Source organism: Croceicoccus bisphenolivorans, assembly GCF_001634625.1.
Taxonomy (GTDB): domain Bacteria; phylum Pseudomonadota; class Alphaproteobacteria; order Sphingomonadales; family Sphingomonadaceae; genus Croceicoccus; species Croceicoccus bisphenolivorans.
In genome coordinates this window covers 1-1,318 of record NZ_LRSE01000053.1, presented here as the reverse complement: position 1 = coordinate 1,318, position 1,318 = coordinate 1, and the positions used below count along the sequence as shown (strand labels likewise).

Below are 1,318 nucleotides of genomic sequence, written 5' to 3'. Positions count from 1 at the left end.
TGAAGCGTCCCGGGTTTTCCGGAGGCGGTTTCATTTGAGTCATGCGACCATATCGAGGTTCCCTCTGGCTGCATAGTAATTGGCTTCGGCCTCGGCGGGCGGGATGTGCCCGATGGGGCCGAACAGACGCTGGTTGTTGAACCAGTCGACCCATCGCAGGGTTGCCATTTCCACTGCCGATACGCTTGGCCATGATCGCTGCCGCCAGATGACCTCGGCCTTGTAGAGGCCGTTGATCGTCTCGGCCAAGGCGTTGTCGTAGCTGTCACCGACGCTGCCCACGGACGGGACAAGGTTGGCCTCTGCCAGGCGCTGGGTGTAGTTCATGGCCAGATATTGCACGCCCCTGTCGCTGTGATGGATCAGGCCATCATCAGGGCCTGGCCTGCGCGCATGGATCGCCTGCTCCAGAGCATCCAGGACGAAGTTCGCCGTCGCCGTGGTGCTGACCTTCCAGCCCACGATCCTGCGGGCGTAGGCATCGATCACGAAGGCGACGTAGACGAACCCCGCCCAGGTATGCACGTAGGTGAAGTCGACCACCCACAGGGCGTTGGGCCGGCTGACGCGGAACTCGCGATTGACCTTGTCGAGCGGGCATGGCGTCTTCGGGTTGCTGACGGTCGTGACCGTCGTCTTGCCCCGCCGCACGCCTGCCAGCCCCATGGTGCGCATCAACCGTTCCACCGTGCACTTGGCTACAGCGATGCCCTCGCGGCGTAACTGGTGCCAGACCTTGCGGGAGCCGTAGAGGCCAAAGCTGTTCTCATGGACACGCCTGATCTCTTCCTTGATCTCATCATCGCGCCGGGCACGGGCCGGACGCCTGGCGGGATCTGCAAGCCGGGCAGCATGCTCGTGATAGGAGGACGGGGCGACCGCCAGTTCGCGGCAGATCGGCTCGATACCCAGTTCCTCGCGGTGCGTGTCGATAAACGACATCACCATTTGCCGTGGCGGTCGAGCTCCGCCTGAGCAAAATATGCGGACGCCTTGCGCAGGATCTCGTTGGCCCGGCGCAGTTCCTTGACCTCGCGTTCCAGCGCCTTGACCCGGTCCCGGTCGCTGGCGGCCTGCGCCGCTGGTCCCGCTTGTCGACCAGCCTCCTCACGGCACCAGCGGCGCAACGTCTCGGTCGTGCAGCCGACCTTCCCGGCAATCGAAGACAACGCTGCCCATTCCGACGGGTAATCCCCCCGGTGCTCATCCACCATCCGCACCGCGCGGTCACGAAACTCAGGTGAAAACTTGTTCCTTGTAGCGCTCATCGTAGCTCCTTCTCACAAATAGGAGCCTCCGGAAAACCCGGGACGCTTCA

Annotated in this window: 1 protein-coding gene and 1 other annotated feature; the gene reads right to left on the bottom strand. The window is 63.4% G+C overall.

Annotated elements, in window-relative coordinates; translation table 11 throughout:
* Positions 1-39: 39 nt before the first annotated feature.
* A protein-coding gene (locus A7A77_RS17250) for an IS3 family transposase (RefSeq protein WP_425388595.1) occupies positions 40-1,268 on the bottom strand; the annotation gives its coding sequence in 2 pieces (ribosomal slippage) (positions 40-977 and positions 977-1,268; 1,230 coding nt in all).
* Positions 873-987 (bottom strand) — a sequence feature (AL1L pseudoknot). (Overlaps the previous gene by 115 nt.)
* Positions 1,269-1,318: the final 50 nt, after the last annotated feature.